Annotated in this window: 14 protein-coding genes; 5 read left to right on the top strand and 9 right to left on the bottom strand. The window is 54.2% G+C overall.

What is annotated here, in order from left to right:
- Window position 1: 1 nt before the first annotated feature.
- A complete protein-coding gene (locus tag PREDE_RS13090; protein ID WP_005846043.1) occupies window positions 2-2,647 on the bottom strand; it encodes a fasciclin domain-containing protein in 2,646 nt (881 codons plus the stop codon).
- A 44-nt stretch (window positions 2,648-2,691) separates the two neighbouring features.
- Window positions 2,692-5,265, bottom strand: coding sequence for a hypothetical protein (locus PREDE_RS13085; RefSeq protein ID WP_005846041.1), 2,574 nt, complete (start codon window positions 5,263-5,265; stop codon window positions 2,692-2,694).
- Window positions 5,266-5,574: 309 nt separating this feature from the next.
- Here PREDE_RS13085 and PREDE_RS13080 point away from each other — a divergent pair, with 309 nt between their 5' ends.
- The 4 genes from PREDE_RS13080 (at window position 5,575) to PREDE_RS13065 (ending at window position 13,228) form a co-directional block, all read left to right on the top strand.
- Entirely contained in the window at window positions 5,575-8,106 is a 2,532-nt protein-coding gene (locus PREDE_RS13080) for a DUF4859 domain-containing protein (protein ID WP_005846038.1), read from the top strand.
- 387 nt (window positions 8,107-8,493) lie between these two features.
- Complete coding sequence (locus PREDE_RS13990; protein ID WP_154648468.1) at window positions 8,494-8,637, top strand: hypothetical protein; 144 nt, start codon at window positions 8,494-8,496, stop codon at window positions 8,635-8,637.
- Window positions 8,638-8,700: 63 nt separating this feature from the next.
- A complete protein-coding gene (locus tag PREDE_RS13070; RefSeq protein ID WP_015310577.1) occupies window positions 8,701-8,955 on the top strand; it encodes a DUF5053 domain-containing protein in 255 nt (84 codons plus the stop codon).
- Window positions 8,956-9,202: 247 nt separating this feature from the next.
- Window positions 9,203-13,228, top strand: a complete 4,026-nt coding sequence (locus PREDE_RS13065; protein WP_235777509.1) for a hybrid sensor histidine kinase/response regulator transcription factor — start codon at window positions 9,203-9,205, stop codon at window positions 13,226-13,228.
- Window positions 13,229-13,295: 67 nt separating this feature from the next.
- Here the strand turns inward: PREDE_RS13065 and typA are convergent, their stop codons facing one another.
- Window positions 13,296-15,098, bottom strand: a complete 1,803-nt coding sequence (gene typA / locus PREDE_RS13060; protein ID WP_005846029.1) for a translational GTPase TypA — start codon at window positions 15,096-15,098, stop codon at window positions 13,296-13,298.
- A gap of 216 nt (window positions 15,099-15,314) precedes the next feature.
- Between typA and rpsO the strand changes: the two genes are divergently transcribed.
- Window positions 15,315-15,584 carry a 30S ribosomal protein S15 gene (rpsO, locus tag PREDE_RS13055; protein WP_005846028.1) on the top strand — a complete coding sequence of 90 codons (270 nt, stop codon included), beginning with the start codon at window positions 15,315-15,317 and terminating at the stop codon, window positions 15,582-15,584.
- 321 nt (window positions 15,585-15,905) lie between these two features.
- Here rpsO and folK read toward each other — a convergent pair whose 3' ends face one another.
- From folK to PREDE_RS13025, 6 genes are read right to left on the bottom strand one after another with little or no spacing between them, the layout of a single operon-like run.
- Window positions 15,906-16,331: a 2-amino-4-hydroxy-6-hydroxymethyldihydropteridine diphosphokinase gene (gene folK / locus PREDE_RS13050; protein ID WP_005846026.1), complete on the bottom strand. Its 426-nt coding sequence runs from the start codon at window positions 16,329-16,331 to the stop codon at window positions 15,906-15,908.
- Window positions 16,331-17,524, bottom strand: a complete 1,194-nt coding sequence (gene queA / locus PREDE_RS13045) for a tRNA preQ1(34) S-adenosylmethionine ribosyltransferase-isomerase QueA (RefSeq protein WP_005846024.1) — start codon at window positions 17,522-17,524, stop codon at window positions 16,331-16,333. Before queA ends, folK begins: the two co-directional genes overlap by 1 nt.
- Before the next feature lie 54 nt (window positions 17,525-17,578).
- Window positions 17,579-18,286 carry a tRNA pseudouridine(55) synthase TruB gene (truB, locus tag PREDE_RS13040; protein WP_005846022.1) on the bottom strand — a complete coding sequence of 236 codons (708 nt, stop codon included), beginning with the start codon at window positions 18,284-18,286 and terminating at the stop codon, window positions 17,579-17,581.
- A 19-nt stretch (window positions 18,287-18,305) separates the two neighbouring features.
- Window positions 18,306-19,136 (bottom strand): undecaprenyl-diphosphate phosphatase, encoded by an 831-nt coding sequence (locus PREDE_RS13035; RefSeq protein ID WP_005846021.1) that lies wholly within the window; start codon window positions 19,134-19,136, stop codon window positions 18,306-18,308.
- Between the two features lie 11 nt (window positions 19,137-19,147).
- On the bottom strand, window positions 19,148-19,435 hold the full coding sequence (locus tag PREDE_RS13030) for a DUF3098 domain-containing protein (protein ID WP_005846019.1): 288 nt from the start codon (window positions 19,433-19,435) through the stop codon (window positions 19,148-19,150).
- Between the two features lie 57 nt (window positions 19,436-19,492).
- Window positions 19,493-20,374: a cell division protein FtsX gene (locus PREDE_RS13025; RefSeq protein ID WP_027952024.1), complete on the bottom strand. Its 882-nt coding sequence runs from the start codon at window positions 20,372-20,374 to the stop codon at window positions 19,493-19,495.
- Between the last annotated feature and the right edge of the window lie 33 nt (window positions 20,375-20,407).

Below are 20,407 nucleotides of genomic sequence, written 5' to 3'. Positions count from 1 at the left end.
ATTACCTCCTCCTCTGTTTTGCATTGGTTCCACTTTTCAGTCCCGCAGCCTCTTTCCAACTGGTCTTTTGCGCAGTGTTGTAAAGCAATGCGCCATCTATCAGGTGAACCACTACGTCGGAAGCATTGTAAATCTCATCGTTGTCCGTATCTTTGTTCTTAATCCAATACTCACGGCCCTGAATATTGTAGAGCCCAGAGCTCTTAATCAATTTTCTGACCTCACCCAACTGGTCGGTAACTGTCAGGCCAGAATCGTCTGAAGTTACGGTCACACTGTAGAATCGCTTGTTGGCTGGATTGTTGGTGAAGGTTTCATACTTCGTTGCAATGTTGTTTGGTCCACCGATAATCACGGAGTTGTCCTGAATATGATACTTCAAGAAGTTGATGATACGGGTGGCCAATGTGGTTTTTGCTTTCTTGAACTTGGTATTGTCACCTCCGAAATCATCCACCTTAAGAGCTTCTATGTCTGACCAATATGGCAGATACCCCTGCTCATGCAATGCCTCTATTGACTCGTTGGTAGGCACATAGACCGTATAGTTGTAGGCATCAAACAGGCTGATATTCATGTCTGCGCAAGTATAAGCACCGCTCTTGGCTTTCATCAAGGCATCCGAAGAAGAAACAGAACCTGAACCACTCATCAACTCATAGAATTTGGAGTATTCCGGGTGAGCCTTCAATATGGCATAAGTCGACTTCTGGCTGGTCATAGGCATCTGCTCGTTGAGTATGTACGACTTTCCATTGCCATCCGGCCCCATGTCTGTAATACTTTGAATTTTCACACTTCTTCCCTGCTCCTCTTGTAAGCCTCCCGCTACGGTCATCATGCTTGCATCGCCAGGGTTAGTCACTTTCAGGAAGCCACCGCTCTTGGTTTTATAGAACACTTTGCCATCTTCCACATCGCCCACGACGATAAGGTTGTTGATCATGTCTACCAACCGGTTCTGAACCTGATTATCCGTGGCATCGGACAAGCTCTCTCCTGGTAAAATGGTCTGGTTCGCCAAATCATACTTGTAACGATGCGCTTTGACTGTCTTGGTATTGTCATCATAGTAGAACTGGTAGAGTATCTGAGTCGTATTACCATACGAGCATGGATCTACATAGTTCAGCATTGCCATATTGGTAGGGATGAAGAAACTGTATTTAGAGTCCATGGAGTTGAGATATGGCTCAAATGAGTTATTGGGGATTCCGGAGATGCCCCAGTAGATGACGTTCATCGTCTTTTCATTGACCAAGGCAGGGAAAGACACCGATGAGTAGTCTGCCGGAGCAAACACCTTATTAGATAGGTACACAACTCCGTTGCAACCCATGAAACAACTGTCCACGTTGGCCGGCTTGATGCCGATTGACACTTTCGTGGTGTTGTCCACAATATTGTCGAACTTGGATGGCACTGTCTCCGAGAATGAGTTGACCATGCCAATGTTGACCAATTTCACCAACACCTTAGTAGGAACGTTTTCCCAAGAACCGTACATATCCTGAAGCACCTTGCCGCCTGCATTCCACCAAGTGTCAAGTGCTTGGTTGGACGGCACGACTATGGCACCACAGTCATAGTGCAAGTCCTTATCGGAAGAACCTGAAGGATAATACTGGTTCCATCCAGGGTCAAAGAGAAGTTTCGATTCAACGACATTGCCTTTCGGGTCTGTGCCGACCACTCCCTGTGTCGGTGAGCCATAGTAACCCGTATTGCCCGAGGATGCAAAATATTTCAGGGTAAATACAGAGTCCGAATTGTTGTAAAAGCGGTTATACTCCTTAGTGGCAGCCTCATCGTAATAGGGAGCAGTGAATCGGGAGAGCATTTTTGCAAACGTGCTCATATTGGCGTGGCTATTGATAATCTGAGCCATATTGTCCGACGGAATCATCACTCCGTCCACCTTATGTATATAGCCATTCTTGCAGGTGATGTCACTCTCCGTAACTTTCTTGCCGTTTACCCATGAATCGGCGATGGAGTTGGACTCATGATTGGTAAGCATGTCGAGATCTCCTGAAGTAATCTTATTGGTTTGCATGTACGCCGGCAGAAAATGGATCATGGGTTTGCTGGTATTGTCACGTAGCAGGATGATGCCTCTCGCATTGCCCTTGTATTGGCTCCAGTATTCTGTATTTGGCATCTTGTCTGGCAAAATGCGCGATACGGAGTCCAATACAGACACGGCAGTCTCACGACGCATGCACAATCCTTCCTGAGGAGGATTCCCACTCAAGTTGCTCAGCAATTCTATCAAGTAGGCATTGTTGATCATCGAACCATTCAACAGGATTTTCTTCTGCCCCGTCGACAGGTCTTCATACTTGCGTACCCCCCAGCTATTGGTCCTGAAGAATTCCTCAAAAGCCGCATCGTCGGCGATGAACAGCGTCTTACTACCCGTTTGGCTCAATACAGGCGCTTGCCCCAAATCGTCAATCAGTTGTATCGTATAGGTGTAATTGCCATAGTTCTGGAGCTGCTCATAAATAGAATTGCCCAACCACAATGGTTGTCCCTCCAATACATCCTGCGTACAAGACTGGGTCAATCCCGAACCAACTAACAGGAGTATAGCCACTGCGGCAGAGGCTCCTCTCTTTCTATTCTTAGGATTTTTGTTTCTCATAAACAAACACTTATATTTTCACATTTATAATCTTTCCCTATCGGTTACTCTACGAGTATCTTCACGGCCGAACTGCTATGCCCATTGGATGCTCGGAGAACATACACGCCCTTAGAGATATTGCAAGGCACATGGTAGTCGCCATCGCGCATGAAACTTTGTGAATAGATTGCCTTGCCGGCAACAGAATACATCACTACAGGTATCTGATATCTTCCTGCTGCCTTGATGCTGAGTGGAATGTTATCACCAGGACTAACCACGGTTTTATCCAATACCAATTCAAACTTCGTTGCTTCGTTGGCAACAATGTTGTCTATTCCCGTAGGCTTTTTGAAAGTAGGATCGGTCAGACTGCTGTTGTAAGCATACCACTTCATCTGCGCCTTGGCGGGCTGATATACATTTTCTCCCATCTTCAGGCGGTAATCGAAATGGTGCTTTCTGGTCTCATCGTTCACATATATATAATCTGTATTGCATACTACAGCTATCACCACGTCGTTAGCCGGCTGCTCCTGCAAGGTCATGACCACATCCCCTTCTCCCTCCACTGGCTGGGAATAGTATCTCTTTCCTCTCTTTGAACGATAGCACAACATGCAGACCATATTGGAGTCCAATGGCTTGAAATGGATACTGACAGTGTTGCCTTTCTTGCCCTCCACATGTAAAGGAATCTGGTTGGCCCCACTCCATCCCGGCGTTGTGCGATATTCCGGATAATACCACCCTACGCTGTCTGTCTCGTTACACTTGTACATATTGGCATAAGGAGTAGCCTGCCACACTTTCACACTTTTCCAATAAGGCGCCCATTCCTGCTTGATGTTTACCAACCAGTTGTCGTTGAGCAGTTTGAGACATGCATTAGCCCACACACCGACATCAAGCATGGCTTGCCTTGCACGATATTCCAAGATAAGATGGCGCATCTGATTCTCGCCAAGCGAGTCGGCCATTCCCTCGAGAACCCTACTCTTGCAATAACGCCAAATCCATGGAATGCTTCCCTTGCCGAGGATCTCACTCACGAAATGCGGGAAAAGCTCACCATACTGCACACCTCCCAAAAGGTTGCGCCAAGTACAAACCTGCTGACTTCCGTTATACATATTGACACCTTCGGCACTTGGTCCTCCAAAAGAATCGTCGAGCAACCAACCCGAGTAGCATTCTATCGGCATGAACGGAGCTATCATGTTTCCTGCACTCAAGTAACCCATACTCGTGGGGATGGTTCCTGTTTTCCTGACCTCAGCCTCGGCCTGAAGCCATGTGTTACCCGCTTCTTGGTACCAAGCAGACTGTTTGCATCCCTCAAGGTCGGCAAAAATGGCATGTATGCCTTCATGTACACAGGCGTTCTGTTGAAACGTCTGGTCTGTCACGGAACTCCCATAATACTTGTCATAAGTAAAAGCTGGATCAAAACAAGCTATCGGGTAATAGCTGATGTTCACCATCGGCCAACTTCCACCATCATACCATGTAGCCCCTTGCCACCCTCCACGAGCCGTAGAATCAGCAGGGTCACTGTAAAGTCCGCTTCCATACACATATACTGTACTGTAATAGCCATTGCGGGCACGCTTGTCGGGTGGCCAGCCCATCTCGTCACGGAAATAGGCGAAATCCTCATTCATCTTTGCAAGGAGGTTCTTCTTTGCCGTCTCCGTGACGTATTTGCTTGTTTTGTCTCCCCAAGCGACAGCCCACCAGCCATCAGCCATATATCCTTTTTGGTTATTGTTCTCCGGCAAGAACTTAGTAGGTGCCTTGAGCGCAGGATATTCACTGCGATAGTCGTAACTCAATGTCGGAGAGTAGGCTGGCCATTCGTAGGAAACCAACGGATCATACAAGGTATAGGTCAGCGAAGTCTGCCGACCGCACTCACGCTCATAGGTCACGGTGTACTTTCCGAGCCCGTCGGCAACAACGCTCGGAGTGTTGGCAACGGTGCCGTCAGGCAACATCCATTCCCATCTGCCTTCTTCCGTTACGCCTTCCGGCAATACCACCGAAGGCATAAGCGTCACAGGCTTGCCTATATAATAAGGTATGGCAGATGACGGAGCAGACAGTTTCGCAGCAATGCAACCGGCAGTCACCTCACCGTAAACATTCACCTCACGGATGCCGCACCCCTTGTCGCCCTTCATGTAAATCCTAACTCTGTTGGACGTAAAATTCAACATGGTATTCGAGACACCACGCCTGTTGATACCATCTATACCCACAGACTTTACCCACCTCTTGCCGTTCCAGTAAGCGATATATGCGTCAGTAGGAAGATTGATGTCTCCGTCTTCGGTAGCCCAGTACACCTGAATCTTGTCCAGGACACAGTTTGTCTCCCACTGCAATTCCACATATTCGTAAGTACCGTAAAAATCTTCACCATGGAGTGTGCTCCAATATGGAGCGTTGGTATTGGCGTTGCCGTCATTGATCAAACTGACAGGATTGGATTCCGATTGCACAGAAGCTCCCATTTTCCACACCTTATCGGTTATTTCCACACATGCCCCCATCGCACTCACTGCGAAAAAAGACATGGCAAGTCCCAATAGCCGATTTGCAGAATTTTGCAAAAGATTCTTTGGTCTCATCATACATTAAAGCTTTAGGTTTTGTTTTGTTCGTAAAATTAAGACCTTTTTTAGGAACGCGCAAATTATATAATCGCAAAATATTCCATTTACTAATACATATCTCCAACTATAATTTTAAAATAAGAGTATCGTCTAATTTGATAGAAAAATCATCCAAATACCTATTTTTAAGACGATTTTCTCATGTGTTTCTTCTTTTTTTATATAGATTTGTGGTGCCATTAAGAAAGGCTATCATAACAAACGTTGATCTCAAGTCTTCTGCAGCATGAGTTCAATCTCGACTAATAACTAACATATTTATATTTCATGATGAAAACTATTACCCAAGATGTCAGACAATTCATGCTGACGGCCGTGGCAAGTCTATTGGGCTTGTCGGCAAACGCGCAGTACAGCCAGACTGTAGAGCAGTATCCCAACAAGGCTTATACCGAAGTCTATGCCAATTTCAGCTTGACAAAAGTCGCAGAAACCCTGAATACCGACACAGCCACATTGGTCAATGCCTTGAAGACATGGTATGCAGCCAACACCGCCGAAGGGGTGACAGCATCAGGTGATGCCATGTTCCAAGTAAAAGTGGCTGATGCTTATGCACCAACAGACGCATCCGGTTACAACGGAAACTTCAACGGTTTGTGGCTTGGCAAGGACGGAACTCTACAAGCATGGGGAGCTGGCGCCGTTTACCATGTCGGATCAGACTGGGATGCCAATGAGGATGCTTTCAAAATCGCATTGTGCCAGTTCCCTGACTCGCTGAAAGGCGGCGAGAGCTTATCTAACACATTTGCATTGACCTACGGCAACAAGACTGCCACATTCGATGTTATCTACAAGATTCTGGAACCTGCAGCAGTGCCAGACCCGGCAACTGTTCTCCGCTCTGAGTTCACAGAGAAGATGACCAAAACGGGTGAGACAACCATAGAGGTAAAACGTAAAGACATTGATGGCTATACCGCCTCCAAGGTAAAGATTGATGCTGCGGAAATTGCATCTAAGTTAGGTATAGACTTGGAAAAGTTCAAGACCATGGATGTCTCCAAGTTGATTTATACCATCGAATATGATACTCACAATAGTGGTATTGCCGATGACACGTTGACCAATAAATCCACAGCAACGGCCCCCGGTTTCTGGTATCGCCAGACCATATATGCACAGGGGGAGGAAAAGCAGGGCGAAGAATCTCCCATCTTAGGTTCAGCCGCCTACGGCAGCAATGACAAAGTATACATTCAGAGCTTCGCTTTCGACGGTGACTCCATCACTTGCGACATCGGCCAGTATCCTGGCGTACTGAAAGCTGGCGACGACCTCACTGCACCTATTTATATTTTATATGGTGACAAGTACTACCTTGTGAACTATAACATCAAGTGCGAGGCTGCTGCTGTTTCCAACATTTCAGACTACACCAACACTGGAAACCTTGACATAGAACTCGAGTTCAACCAGTTCACAGGCGACTACGGTGTCGTTTACAAGGAAATCGACCTCGAGCCTATCAAGACAGCCCTCGGCATCACAGACAATTCCTCTATCCAGTTCAAGGTGGCCAAGGACGAAGACTCTTTCTACCCAGGCAGTACAGATGCCGGTACCTATGGCTATTGGATGAGTGCAGAGAGTTATAAAACTACATGGAAAGATGCCAACAGCAGTCCTTTCTTCGTAACATACAAGACAACCGGCGATCCGAGCGTTATCGGCGTGGGGCTTTTTGCCGGTTTACACCAGAAAGCAGGCAACAGCTATACAGCCAAGGTTTATTACGTAGCTGGCGACAAGTACTACACCATCACGCTCAAGTGCAATGTCGTAGAGAAGCAGCAAGCCACTCACGACACATGGGAGGTTGTCTCCACCAAGAAAGTGGCCAAGCAAGTCATTGCAGGTGATACTTATATAGCAGATAACAACCAGACCGCTTTCACGCTCACAACCGCAGAGTGTGAGGAGTTGCTCGGCACATCGTCCCCAACATTGTACTGCGACTTGGCAGACAGCCTGAAAGTAGACGGCAAACTCTACGCTCCTTTTTCCGTATATCCCTGCAGTCCTACCCCTGGCGTATGGCTCGGCAAAGAAGGACAAGGGCACAACTGGAGCGGAAACGCCGAATGCCCTGTAGGCATCTGTTGGCTTCAGAGTGACGCAAACGGCTTGAAGACCGGTGACTTTGCAGTTTATCAGGTTCCGGACGTCAACAAGGCAGGCGACACTTTCACTGCAAGTCTATACCTTGTAAACGATGACACTTACAAGATGATCAAGATTGATTTCAACATCCAGTTTGTAAGTGAAATCAAGTCTGCCGAGACCGTAGGCACAGAAAACTACAAGGCATCCATAGGCGAAGACGACACACCCATCAACATTGACTTGACAAAGGCAGCCGCAGCTCTTGGCGTAACAGTTGAGGACTTGGTAAATGAAGATAACGGTTATTTCAAGGTTCAGCTTCTTTCCGGCATATTTACCAACACCAACGTCTCTCTCTCAAGTGGCTACACTTTCGGAATGGATGGCAATTACGATGCTGGCGGCAATGGAGCCTTGGGAATCTCATACACAGACAAGGGCTTCGTCACCTATTCCAACAGTACCATCGAGGGTACTTTCAGCATTACCACAACATTCTGCTTCGAGGTTAACGAAAAGCAATATGTATTCAATGTTACCGTAATGGATTCCAAGACCTACACTGGCATCAACGACATCAAGGCCAAGAGTGACAAGACTGGCAAGATCTACAACCTCCAAGGTATGGAAATCAAGCATCCTGTTAAGGGCCAGGTTTACATCCAGAACGGTAAAAAAGTCATCAAATAATTTCGGATCAGCTATAGAATATAATTCACATTCTATACTATAAAAGGCTATAGGGCGTGTCACTCTTTGTGACATGCCCTATTTCTTAGTTCGACCTGTACGGTTGAAAATCCCTGTACCGACATATCCCTGCTCCCTGTAATGGTATCTTGAGATTGGCTTCCTGCCCCAAATCCTCCGTAGTGCTCGGATACCCGGCCGGCCGTATAGATAAAAACAAAGGGGCCGTCACTACAATCGCAAAGACTCCTTTCCATATCATAGAGAAAAAAGAAATGTTAAAAACACTGTCTGTCTCGAAATATTATGGTAAGAATCTACATAATACAAAATAATGTAGTATCTTTGCTTTGTCTTAATAAAACAACAGATTATAAAACCAAGGAAATGGAAACAATGAGGGTTACTGCCGAAGAAAGAGACCTGATTGAGCAGATGAGAAATTACAACCGTTCCTATCCTAACGGTTATCCTAAATTGCTCGAAATCATTATAGAGAAGTTCTACTCCATGCTCCGTCAACCCTATTGACTATAAAACATCGCCTACTCTCAAAGGAAGGAGTGGGCTACAAAAATGGAAAGGAAAACAGAAATGGAAACAATTATTAGAAAACCGGTAGTAGTTAGCGATATGAAGCAGCGTTTGGCAGACATCAATCTGTCAGTGTCATGGATGGATTTTGCCAACAAGTATTTCCACAAGTCATCGTCATGGTTCTATCACAAATTGAATGGAATCGACGGCAATGGTGGTACAGGTGGTTTCAACGAAGAGGAGATAGAGCATCTCCGAGGATCACTTTTCGACTTAAGCAACCGTATACGCCGTGCCGCAGAAAGCATTTAAGTCTGGGCACTTGTTGGTCATATTAAGACAAAAGTCGCCCGTAGGGCCTACGGGCACAACATTTATCATCACAGCATCTCCCTTGATGTCAGAACAGAAGAAAGATCTTTCACAGGAAAGACCTTTCAAGATGAATTATCGACACACGGCCATCATTCAACCTGAATAAAGCGGCGGAATCGTTGCACAGTTGTCCTCGTTTTCGTATTTTTGCATGGTCAAATCACTTTTGCCAATGCCCGATGCCATGAAAATACGATTACGGGGACTGCTTTTGCCCTGCCTGGCTATCCTTGCCCTGACCATTCGTGCCGAACTGCATACCGAATGCCGCAACCTGTCCATGGAGGACGGTCTGCCCTCGGATGCCGTGCGCAACATCCTGCAGGACAAATACGGCTTTATCTGGCTGGGCACCGATGCCGGACTCTGTCGCTACGACGGCACCGCCATCCAGACTTTCCGTCTGCCCCATGCGGGAACCGACCAATACATTTCTGCCCTTTGCCGCCTCGGCGACGGCATCCTCGTCGGCACGGTGCGGGGCCCGATGGTGTACAGCTACCGCACAGAACGCTTCACTCCCCTTGCTCCCACCCTCCGGCAAACGGTCACTCGCTTTGCCATTGATGCCGACCGCTACATCTGGATGGTGATGCCCGATGCTGGCATAGCCTGTTACGATGCGAACACACGGGCCATCCGCCATTACCCCGCCCGCCTGTTGGGCGGCATACCGGGCGACATCGCCATAGACGGCAACCGCCAAGTGTGGGCCCTCCTGCGCACCACCACCCACCCCGGGGCCGGCACCCTGCTTCGGCTGAACAAGGCCCGCAACCGCTTCGAACCCCAGCAGCTCGGTCTGCCCCACGTCGAAAACAAAGCCATGGACGGCAAGCATGCCGGCCCCTCACTGCCGGGCATGGCCCTGCGCCCTGCCTCAGACGGCGGTCTCTACATCGGAACCTGGGACCAGGGACTCTGGCAACTCTCCTCCAACGGCAGTCTGCGCCAGATTCTCAACCCGTCGCTCGCAGGGGTAGGCACCCACGTCCACACGCTGTTCGAGCAGTCGGCCGACCGACTGCTCATCGGTTGCGAAGAGGGTGTTGTGGCCTGCAACCCCCGCAATGGGCAGTGGGAGTTGCAACGACTGTCCAGCAACCGCGAATCCACGCCCCAGGAAAAGTTTGTCTATTCCATCATGCGCGATGCCGAGGGAGGCATCTGGTGGGGCACGTTCTACGGCGGCGTGAACTATCTCTCGCCCGTGGCCCACCGCTTTCTCACCTTTCGCAACACCGGCATGCCGGGCTCGCTGCGCGGCAACATCGTGGGCCGCTTCCGCGAAGATGCCCGTCACCACGTATGGGTGGCCACCGACGACGGCGGACTCAACTGCCTGGTGGGCAACACTTTTGTAAGCTATCCCGGCGAGCAGCAGCTCTCGCGCTACAACGTGCACGCCCTATGGCCCGACGGCGACCAGCTCTGGGTGGGCACGTACAGCAAGGGCATCGTCCGGCTGGACACACGCACCGGCACGCTCAAACCCTACCGCCTCGCCGCCTCGCCGGGCAGCTGCTATGCCCTCCACATGGATATGCGCCACCAATTGTGGGCTGCCACCATGGAGGGCATCTACCGATACGACGCGCAAAGCGATGCTTTCAGGCTCGTGCGCAGCCTGGGAGCCTTGACCATGGACATCGAAGAAGACCGCCGGAACGGTACGCTCTGGTTTGCCACACAGGGCAACGGGCTGTGGAGCTACCGGCCCGCCACCCGCCGGTGGCACCACTATCTGCCCACCCGTGAGCCCTCTTCGCTCCTCTCGGCCGACATCAACTGTCTGCGACTCATTGGCCGCCAGCTCTTCATTGCCACAGCCGACGGGCTCTGCGCACTCCAGCTCCAGACGGGCAAATTCCGCCAGATTAGGCTCGACGGCACGCACTCCAACATCCGTTGCATCGTGCCCGACGGCAACGACCTGTGGCTCTCCACGGCCGGCGGCATCGTGCGCTGGCGGCCGGGAGCCGACGCACTCGTCTTCAACAAGTACGACGGCCTGCCCGGAGGCCAGTTCCAGGCCAACTCGGGCACGCGTCTTGCAGACGGGCGCATCCTCTTTGGTTCCACCCGCGGCTGCTGCGCTTTCCGCCCGGAACAGCTTCACACCAACACCATTGCGCCGCCGGTGTTCATCACAGGCCTCAGCCTTTTCAACCAACCCGTGGGCACAGGCAGCGAAAAGCTGCCCGAGCCCATCAGCCAAATAGACCACATCGACCTCTCGGCCTCCGACGACATGGTGGGCTTCGACTTCTCCTCGCTCAGCTATTGCTCGCCCGAAAAGAACCGATATGCCTACAAACTGGAGGGCTTCGACGACAACTGGCTCTATGCGGGCGGCCGCCATCATGCCACCTACACCAACCTGCCGGCCGGCTCTTACACTTTCCGCGTGAGGGCAACCAACAACGATGGCGTGTGGTGCAGCCGTGAGGCGCGACTGCGCGTGGTGGTGCACCCACCCTTCTACTGGTCGTGGCCCGCCCGCATTCTCTACCTGCTCCTCATCGGGGCCCTCATCAACCGTTACCTCTACTGGCGGCTGCGGCGATCGGAACGACGGCATCAGGACGAACTGAACCGGCTGCGCGAGAAAAACGAAATGAAGATTCGCGACGCACGGCTGCACTTCTTCACCATGATTGCCCACGAGATACGCACCCCCATCACCCTTATCATCGGCCCCCTGGAACGGCTCAAGGAGGAGTGGCAGGACATGAGCCGCAACGCGGGCAACGACCACACGGGGCACACGCTGCAGGTCATCGACCGCAATGCGCGGCGGCTGCTCGACCTGGTGAACCAGCTGCTCGACTTCAACAAAGTGCAGCGACAGTCCATGCAGCTGCGGCCCCAGCCGGAGAATATACGCAGCATCATGCAGGGTGTGGCGGTGCGCTTCAATCCCTCGATGGAGCAACGGGGCGTCAAACTCACGGCCATCTATCCGCCCGACGACTTTACAGCCGTTGTCGACCGCGAAGCCGTCACCAAGATCATTAGCAATCTAATGAACAATGCCCTGAAGTACACACGCTCCCGCGTGGAGCTGAACTGCCGGCCCGACGGCTGCCAGGCCGACGGCCGGCCGGCTTTCTCCATCAGCGTGAGCGACGACGGCATGGGCATTGCACCCCAAGACCAGGCCCGCGTGTTCGAGGCTTTCTATCAAGCCCACGACAACAAACCGGGCACAGGCATCGGCCTGAGCATCGTGAAAGAGCTGGCACAGCTGCACCACGGCCACGTCTCGGTGGCGTCCACGCCCGGGCAGGGCTCCACGTTCACCGTGACGCTGCCCATCAGCCAGCCCGACGACGTGATTGGCGAAGAGCCGCAACCACTCGCGGCCGTGGCCGACACCCCGGCACCCGCCCCTGCCGACACCACCTCCCTGCCCACTCCTCCGCCCCCGTCGGACGACCGGCCCACGGTGCTCATCGTGGAAGACGACGAAGACATGCGCCACTTTCTGGTAGCCACTTTCGCCCACACCTACCAAGTGCTCACCGCCGAGGACGGACAGGCCGCGCTGGAACTGCTCACGAACCACCAGGTAACGCTCATCGTGAGCGACTGGATGATGCCGCGCATGGACGGGGCGGAGTTCTGCCGCCACGTGCGTGCCAACCGCGAAACCAGCCATATCGCTTTCATCATGCTCACGGCCAAGACCGACAACGAGAGCAAGACCGAGAGCATGCACTGCGGAGCCGACGCCTATATCGAGAAGCCGTTCTCCACCAAATATCTGGAGGCCTGCATCGGCAACCTCATCGAAATGCGGCGCAGACTCATGCGCAAGTTTGCCAACACCCCCTCGGAACCCATCTCGCACATGGCCAAGACACCGGTCGACAACGACTTTCTCAACCGCGTGAACGCACTCATCGAGGACAATATGACCAATCCCGGCCTCTGTGTGCCGTTTCTGGCCGAGCGGCTGAACATCAGCCGCTCGGGCCTGTTTGCCAAAATCAAGAGCCTCACCGACGCCACCCCCAACGAGCTTATCCAGGTGGTGCGGTTGCGGCGGGCCGCCCAACTGCTGGGCGAGAACCGCTATCGCGTCAACGAAGTGTGCTTCATGGTGGGATTCAACAGCGCCTCCTACTTCTCCAAATGCTTCCAGAAACAGTTCGGCATGAAGCCTGCCGACTGGCCGAAAACAGAATCCTCCGAAAGACGCGGGTAGCGTTCTTTCGGAGGATTCCGTCTTCACTGTCTGCCGCCCGCACCCCGGCGGGCGGGCAACGGGCAGTTTATTCTTTGTTCTGCCGCTTGCGCTCCAGATGGTCGAGCACCACCTTGCGCATGCGCATGCTCTTGGGAGTCACCTCCACATACTCGTCTTCCTTGATATATTCCAGGCATTCCTCCAGGCTCATCACGGTCTTGGGAATCACGCGGGCCTTCTCGTCCGAGCCCGAGGCACGCACGTTGGTGAGCTGCTTGGCCTTGGTGACGTTCACCACCAGGTCGTTGTCGTGCACGTGCTCGCCGATGACCTCGCCGCCGTAGACCTCTTCGCCCGGGTCGATGAAGAACTTGCCGCGCTCCTGCAACTTGTCTATTGAGTAGGCGTAGGCCGTGCCATTCTCCAACGCAATCATCGAACCGTTGGTGCGTCGCACTATTTCTCCCTTGTAGGGCTGGTACTCCTTGTAGCGGTGGGCCATGATAGCCTCGCCCTGGCTAGCCGTGAGCACGTTGGTGCGCAGGCCGATGATGCCGCGCGAGGGGATGTCGAACGTGATGTTCACCCGGTCACCCTCGGTGTCCATGCCCGTGAGCTCGCCCTTGCGGCGCGTCACCATGTCCACCATTTTGCTGGAATAATCCTGCGGCACATTGATGTCGAGCTCCTCGATGGGCTCGCACTTCACGCCGTCAATTTCCTTGTAGATCACCTGCGGCTGGCCCACCTGCAGCTCGAATCCCTCGCGGCGCATGGTCTCGATGAGCACCGAAAGGTGCAACACGCCGCGTCCGCTCACAATCCATTTGTCGGTGGAATCCTCCACGTTGGCCACACGCAGGGCCAGGTTCTTCTCGAGTTCGCTCTTCAGCCGGTCTCCAATCTGGCGCGAAGTGCAGAACTTGCCCTCCTTGCCAAAGAACGGAGAGTCGTTGATGGTGAAGAGCATGCTCATCGTTGGCTCGTCCACGGCGATGGGGGGCAGGGGCTCGGGGTTCTCGAAGTCGGCGATGGTATCGCCTATTTCAAACCGTTCCAGACCCACCACGGCACAGATGTCGCCGCTCGCCACGGCGTCGGTGCGCTTGTGTCCGATACCTTCAAAGGTGTGTAGCTCCTTGATTTTGGTCTTCTCCTTGCTGCCGTCGCGGTGGCAAATGGTGATATTCATGCCGTCGCGCAGCTCGCCACGGTGCACCCGTCCCACGGCAATGCGGCCGGTATAGTTGCTGTAATCAAGCGAGGTGATGAGCATCTGGGGCGTGCCCTCGATGTGTTTCGGGCCGGGAATATCCTCGATGATGCGGTCGAGCAGGTAGTCGATGTTGTCGGTCTGAACCCTGAAGTCCTCGCTCATCCAGCCATTTTTGGCCGAGCCGTACACCACGGGGAAGTCGAGTTGGTCCTCGGTGGCGTTCAGGTCGCACATCAAATCGAACACCATTTCGTACACCTGCTCGGGCCGGCAGTTGGGTTTGTCCACCTTGTTCACCACCACAATGGGCTTCAATCCTATCTGCAAGGCCTTCTGAAGCACGAAGCGCGTCTGCGGCATAGGGCCTTCAAAGGCGTCGACCAGCAGCAGACAGCCATCGGCCATATTGAGCACACGCTCCACTTCGCCGCCGAAATCGGAGTGGCCGGGCGTGTCGAGAATATTGATTTTAACGTCTTTCCAGTTGATAGATACGTTCTTGGAGAGGATGGTTATCCCCCGCTCGCGCTCCAAATCATTGGAGTCGAGCACCTCGCCGCTGTTATCCTGGCCGTCACGGAACAGTTTGCCGGCGAGCATCATCTTGTCAACCAGTGTCGTCTTTCCGTGGTCAACGTGCGCAATAACTGCGATGTTACGAATGTCTTGCATTGCCTTTACCTTAATTAGCTAATCTTCTGATGTCTGTAATTGCGTGCAAAATTACAAAAAAAGATTGGAGAAAAGGCTGCCGGGCCAAATCTTTTTAGTAACTTTGCACCGCATTTTCGGAAACACCGACGCATTCGATGTCGCCCTACCGTTGTGATTAAGGCGGACGGCGGCAGAGAGATGTGATGATGCAACAACATTAATCATTACAACAACATGTACTTAGACAAAGAGAAGAAAGAGGAAATCTTCGGCCAGTATGGCAAGGCAAACACCGACACGGGCTCTGCAGAGAGCCAGATTGCACTGTTCACCTATCGCATTGCACACCTGACCGAGCACGTGAAGGCCAACCACAAGGACTTCGTGACCACCCGCTCGCTGACGCGTCTGGTAGGCAAGCGCCGCGCCCTGCTCAACTATCTGAAGGATCGCGACATCAGCCGTTACCGTGCCATCATCAAGGCATTGGGCCTGCGCAAGTAGTTCCTCTTCGCGGCACGGGCTCCTCTTGGAGGCGGCCCGCCCCTTTCATCAAGACAAAAACCCCGGCTGTCCATCGTGCGACAACCGGGGTTTCTTGTTTTCAGAGGGCAGGGGCCGCCGCAGGGCCGGCAAGGCAACGGCCGCACCGTGGGCGGCAGACGCTGCGCGATGGCGGTGCAAACGCCATGCGACCACACCGCAAACGCAGCGCGAAAACGCCGCAATCGCAAGGCCGCCACGCCGCAAACGCAACGCGGCTACACCGCCGACGCAAGAGCCGGCGGCGGTGCACGTGCTGCGGCAGAGTCGCGGAGGCGGGAATCAGAGCGGGTAGTCGCCCAGAATTTCGCGCAGGGGCTGCATCACAAAATCGCGCTCGCGCATGTGGGGATGGGGAATCTGGAGGCCGGGCTCCAAGAGATGGAGGCGGTCGTAGAGCAGGATGTCGATGTCGATGATGCGGTCGTGATAGACCCCGCCCACCGATTTCTCGCGCCGTCCCAGCCGGCGCTCTATCTGCTGCGTGGCCTGCAGCACGCGGCGCGGCGAGAGCGCCGTCTCGCAAAGGGCGCAGGCATTGATGAACAAATGCGATGAGGCGAAGCCCCACGGCTCGGTCTCGTACAGCGACGAACGCCTTGTCACGGCCCCCACCTCGCGGGCGAGCAGTGACAAGGCGTTGGCAATGTTGGCTTCCCGGTCGCCCATATTGGTGCCGAGACTGAAGTAGACGCGGTGCAAACCCATCAGTCCACGATGAGCAGACTGTCGCCGAAGCAGCCGAACATGTAGCCGTGCTTCACGGCAAGGTCGTAGCAACGCATCACGTTGTCGTAGCCGCCGAAGGCCGCCGTCGACATCATGAGCGTGGATTCGGGGTGGTAGAAGTTGGCGATCATCGTGTCGGCCAGCCCAAAATCGTAGGGCGGGAAGATGAATTTGCTGGTCCATCCGTCATACTCCTTGAGCAGTCCGTCGGTGCCCACGGCCGTCTCGGTGGCCTTGACCACGCTCGTTCCCACGGCGCATACGTGGCGGCCGGCGCGCTTGGTGCGGTTCACCAGGTCGCAAGCCTCCCGGCCAATCATCATCTGCTCGGAGTCCATCTTGTGCTTCGTCAGGTCTTCCACCTCAATGGGCGTGAAGTTTCCGAGGCCGCAATGCAGTGTGATGAAAGCGGCATTGATGCCTTTTATCTCCATGCGCTTGAGCAGTTCGCGGCTGAAGTGCAGGCCCGTGGCCGGGGCTGTGACGGCTCCCTCGTTGCGGGCGAAGACGCACTGGAAGTTCTCCATGTCCTCGGCCGTGGCGTGGGAGCGCACGTGCATGCCGCTCATCTTGGGGTCTTCGGGGCGGCCGTTGAGGATATAGGCAGGCAGCGGAGCCTCGCCCAAGGCGAAGAGGTCGCGCTTGAACTGCTCGTGCGGGCAGTCGTAGAGAAAGCGGAGCGAGCGGCCGCGGCTCGTGGTGTTGTCGTACACCTCGGCCACCATCGTGCCCACCTCGTCGAAAAACAGCTTGTTGCCGATGCGAATCTTGCGGGCCGGCTCCACGAGCACGTCCCAGAGGTGGGTCTCTTCGTTGAGTTCGCGCAGGATGAACACCTCGATTTTGGCGTCGGTCTTCTCCTTGGTGCCGTAGAGGCGAGCGGGAAACACCTTGGTGTCGTTGAGTATAAAGGTATCGCCTTCGTCGAAATAATCGAGCACGTTGCGGAAGTCAAGATACTGCCCCTCCACGGGATTGCCCTTGGCATCCTTGTGGAAAAGCTCTATCTCGCCCGTGGTGCGGTGGAGCACCATGAGGCGCGCCTCGTCGCGACGCGTCACCCGGAAAGAGCCCTTGGTGCCGTCGTCGTTGGTGAACTCACGCTCGAAGCTGTGCGGATAGAGGGCCACCTGGCTCTCGGGCAGCTTGAATTTGAATTGTGATAACTTCATATATGTCTTTTTTCTGTCTTTCCGGCAGCCCGCGGCGGCCCGGAAACGGGATTGCTATGGTTGTGCGGTTTGGAGCGGCTGCGCCTCCAGCCACTGCTCGAAATGGTCGAAACCGATGCTGTCGTCCACCCTGAAGTCGCCCACGCGGGTGCGCCGCAGCTCGGTGAGAAAGGCGCCGCTGCCCAGTGCGCGGCCGATGTCGCGGGCCAGGGCACGGATGTATGTGCCCTTGCCGCAGACCACGCGGATGGACATTTGGGCCGTGGCGGGGTCGAAGCGAGTGAGCTCCACGCGGTCGATGCGCACGGTCTTGGGCTTGAGTTCCACGGCCTCGCCCGAGCGGCGCAGGTGGTAGGCCCGGCGGCCGTCCACCTTGCAGGCGCTGTAGGTGGGCGGCACCTGCTCCACGTCGCCCTCGAAACGGGCGAGCGTGTCGAGCACCATCTCGCGTGTGATGTGGCGCCAGGGATAGGTGTGGTTCACGCTGTGCTCGCGGTCGTAGCTGTCGGTCGTGGCGCCGAGCTGCAGGGTTGCCGTGTACTCCTTGGTGTGGGCCTGCAGCCGTTCTATCTGCTTGGTGCACTTTCCGGTGCAGAGAATCAGCACGCCCGTGGCCAGCGGGTCGAGCGTGCCGGCATGGCCCACCTTGACCTTGCGGCCCAGCTTGCGTGAGAGCAGGTAGCGCACATGGGCCAAAGCCCTGAAACTCGACATGCGAAAGGGCTTGTCGATGGCGATAATCTCTCCCTGAACGAAATCCATCTTGCTCTCCGTCAGCCTGTTAGTCCACCATGACCAGCGACTGGCCGGCCAGCAGCATGGCCAGGATGACGCCGCCCACGATGATACGGTACCAGCCGAAAGCCTTGAATCCGTACTTGCCGATGAAGCCCACGAACCACTTCATGGCCAGCATGGCCACGACAAACGCCACCACGCAACCCACTGCCAGCATCGTGATGTTGTGCGGGGTGGCCCAGGCTGTGTCCTCTCCGAACATGTCGAGAAGGTCGAGCAGCGTGGCGCCGGCCATGGTGGGCACGGCAAGAAAAAAGGAAAATTCGGCCGCGTTCCTGCGGGTGAGCTTCTGCTGCATGCCGCCCACGATGGTGGACATGCTGCGGCTTACGCCGGGGATGACCGACAGACACTGGAAGCAGCCAATGAGAAACGCACGGCGTGGAGTCACCTCGTTGCGCTCGCTGCCCTTGTTGAAGATGCGGTCGCAGAAGAGCATGAACACGCCGCCAAGCACCAGCGTGACGGCCACCACGTGCACGGAGTCGAGCAGCCAGTCGAGCAAGCCGCTCTTCTTGGCGGCCAGACCGACGACCACAGCCGGCAGCACACCCACGATGAGCAGCTTGTAGAAGCGGGCCTTGGCGGCCAGTTCCTCGCGGTTGCGCATCTGGAAGAAGTGCCTCCAGTAGAGGCACACCACCGAAAGGATGGCTCCAAACTGAATGATGAACGTGAAGGCGTGGACAAATGGGTCGCCCGTCTGCACGCCCAGCAGGTTTTGCGTGATAATCATGTGGCCGGTGGACGACACCGGCAGGAACTCGGTGAGCCCCTCGACAATGGCGATAATAATCGTCTGTAACAAATCCATGGGCTGCGGGCTTACTTTTGTTCCTGATGCAACTCGTCGGCAGGGGCCTCATTCTGCAGCGGCGCGGCGGCGTCACTGTCCTTTGGCTTGTGAATCACGGCATAGATCATGGAGACAAACCCCACGAAGCAGACCACAGGAGCCACCTTGATGCGCCGTGCGCTGAAAACTTCGGGGTCGAACGCCTGCTCGGTAGAGCCCCCACCACTCATCAGGACAAACCCGATGACTACAATTGCAAAGCCGATGGCCAACAGGATGAAGTTGGTGCGGCCCAATGCTAAGTTTCTTCTGTCCATTGAAGTATAATCGTAAAATGTAATAGGATGCGAACGACGCGTGCGGCGCGGCGGCCTCTAAATCTTATAGAGCTCGCCGGCCTTCATCTTGAGAAAACGGTTGACGGAAATGCCTGCACACAGGGCCGTGATGAGGATGCCCAGCAGCACCACAGCGGCTCCGGTGACGGCCATCTCGCGCCAAGTGACCACCGTGAGTATCTCGGGCTCGTAGCAATACAGGGCATAGACACAGCCGGCCAGCACCAGATTGGCCAGCACGGCGGCCAGCAGCCCCGTCACGACAGCCCTGCGAATGAAAGGCCGACGGATGAATCCCCATGAGGCGCCCACCAGTTTCATGGTGTGAATGGAGAACCGACGGGCATAGATGCCCAGGCGAACGGTGTTGTTGATGAGCGAGAACGAGACAAAAGTAAGCAGCACTGCCAGCACCAGCATGGCAATGCCTATCTTGGCCAAGTTGCGGTTCACGGCATCGACCAAGTCTTTTTGATAGTTGATTTCGGAGACCTTGGGGTATTTTTTCAGCTCTTGCGAGATCCATTTCAACGAGTCATTGTTGGCGTAATCGCTCTGCAACGTGAGCTCTATCGACGAGGGAAAGGGGTTCACGCCATCGGTAAACTCGGCCGGATTGGTACCCATCACCTTGGTGGCTTCGGCCAGAGCGGCATGCTTGCTGATGAAATGGATGTCCTTGATATAGGGGCGCGCGGCCAGGCTGCGGCACATGGTCTGCGCCTCGGTGTCGGCCATATCCTGCTCCAACATCATGGTGACCACGAGATTCTCCTTGACATAGGATGACAAATTGCGTCCGGCGAGCGTCGAGAATACAATCAACCCCAACAAAATAAGCACCAAAGCCGTGCTGATACAAAGAGTGACGGCCTGCAAGCCCGAGCGTCTGCCGGCCGTTTTGCGTTTCTTTCCCATTTCCGAATTGGCGATAACCATGCAAATTTGGCA

It is taken from the genome of Prevotella dentalis DSM 3688, assembly GCF_000242335.1.
In the GTDB taxonomy this organism is placed as follows: Bacteria; Bacteroidota; Bacteroidia; order Bacteroidales; family Bacteroidaceae; genus Prevotella; species Prevotella seregens.
This window is presented reverse-complemented; position numbering and strand designations above follow the sequence as displayed.